General features: G+C 62.3%; 1 protein-coding gene and 1 pseudogene. Both read right to left on the bottom strand.

The features are described from left to right. Positions 1 to 90, bottom strand: a pseudogene (locus AYR66_RS30010) (DUF1857 domain-containing protein); the annotation flags it as partial. A 43-nt stretch (positions 91 to 133) separates the two neighbouring features. After that, the gene (locus AYR66_RS11885; protein ID WP_088709772.1) at positions 134 to 1,345 is read right to left on the bottom strand and encodes an EAL domain-containing response regulator; all 1,212 of its coding nucleotides are present in this window, start codon (positions 1,343 to 1,345) and stop codon (positions 134 to 136) included. Positions 1,346 to 1,738 lie beyond the last annotated feature (393 nt).

The following is a 1,738-nucleotide window of genomic DNA, read 5'->3' as shown; positions in this document are numbered from 1 at the left end:
CCCGAGGCCGCGCCAGAGTTGTTCGCGGGACAGGCGGTCGATCAGCGGGTTGAGCGGATCGTTGATTTCTATCAGGTGTTCGAATTTCATGGCGGCTGCACCGGCGGTTCAATGCGGGCAGTTTACTCCCGCCTCAGAAAAACTGCGACCACTCCTCGATCCAGGCCGGTACCGCATCGCGCTCCATCGGCTTGGCAATGTAGAAGCCTTGCGCATAGGTGCAGCCAAGGTCGCGCAGCAAGTCCCAGTCCTCGCGCGTTTCCACGCCGACCGCCACCGAGTTGCGGCGCAGCTTGCGCGCCAGGTCCAGGGCGGAGGCGAGCGCGATGTGCATCTGCTGGTTCTGCGACGCGCCGGCAACGAAGGAACGGTCGATCTTGAGGTCGAGGAAAGGGATGCGCAGTAACTGCTGCACGTTGGAATGCGCGGTGCCGAAATCGTCGATCGACAAGCCGAAACCCTTCATGCGCAGCCGCGCCAGGTTTTCCAGGCAGACCGGCAGGTCGGTCATCGCCATCATTTCGGTAATTTCGATGGTGAAGTATTCCGGCGCGATGTTGTGGTGGCCGACGTGTGACAGGATGCGCTCCGCCAGGCCCGGCTCGGCCAGCGAGGACGGCGACAGGTTGATCGACACGCCGATCATCAAGCCCTGGTCGTGCCAGCCGCGGCAGGCGGCGACTGCGCGTTCGACCACCGGCCAGGTCAGCTCGTCGATATGGCCGCTGGCTTCAAGGATGGGGATGAAGGCCGGCGGCGTGAGCAGGCCGTGCTGCGGATGCCGCCAGCGGATGAAGGCCTCCACCGCCTTGACCTTGCCGGTCGCCAGTTCCACCTTGGGCTGGAACACCGGCTCGAACTGATCGGCGGCGATGCCATCGCGGATTTCCTGCAGCGTGAACACCGGCGGTCCCTTGCGCGCGTGCCGCATGGCAGCGGGCTGGAAGCGGGCGATCAGCTGTTCCAGGATTTCCGGCGTGGCCGGTTTTTCAAAGGTGCCGAGCAGGTCCACGCCGTACGCATTGGTCATGGTTTCCACCGACAGCAGCAGCGCCGAACCGAGCGCGCTGGTCAGCACGATCGCGGTCTGGCTGTCGCTGTTGGCGAGATGACGCACCAGTTCGATGCCGTCCATCACCGGCATGTTCAGGTCGATGAAGCTGATGTCGATGCGGCTGCCGGGCGCCTGCAGGATGTCGAGGGCTTGCTTGCCGTTTTCCGCTTCCGCAATGTGCTGCGCGCCGAGCTTCTGCAGCATGACGCTCAGCCAGTGACGCTGGAATTCATCGTCTTCCGCGATCAGGAAATGCAGGTCGGCAATCGGGACCGGTGTGTCTTGGCTCATGGCGAATGTTTCAGTTCCATCCAGCGTGGAATGTTGATTTTCATCAACGGTTTTTGCCAGTTTGGTTGCATTGCAGCGGTTTGTAAAGGCCGAGGGGCGCAAATGGCCGCACGTCTGCGACAGACGGTGCACCGCACAATTCCCATATCTGCGGGATTGTTGGGGGCTTGCCTGTTCGATAAAGTCGCCGGTGGATAAAAATCATAACGACAACACCCATGAGCACCCTCTATGACAAGCTGGGCGTGGCCAGGCACGCCAGCACCGCCGACATCGAGCAGAGTTACCGGCACAGCCTGGGCGAACACCTGACCGGTCCACGCTCCCGGACTTTGCGCAAGAAGGATTTGCAGCGCCTGCAGCAGATGCGCCAGGCCTACCTCGTCCTGTCGT

Source organism: Noviherbaspirillum denitrificans, assembly GCF_002211445.1.
Lineage (GTDB): Bacteria > Pseudomonadota > Gammaproteobacteria > Burkholderiales > Burkholderiaceae_D > Noviherbaspirillum > Noviherbaspirillum denitrificans.
This window is presented reverse-complemented; position numbering and strand designations above follow the sequence as displayed.

Bases quoted from the DNA above. Each gene is read 5' to 3' on its own strand.
- AYR66_RS11885 (WP_088709772.1), bottom strand. From the start codon at position 1,345: ATGAGCCAAGACACACCGGTCCCGATTGCCGACCTGCATTTCCTGATC.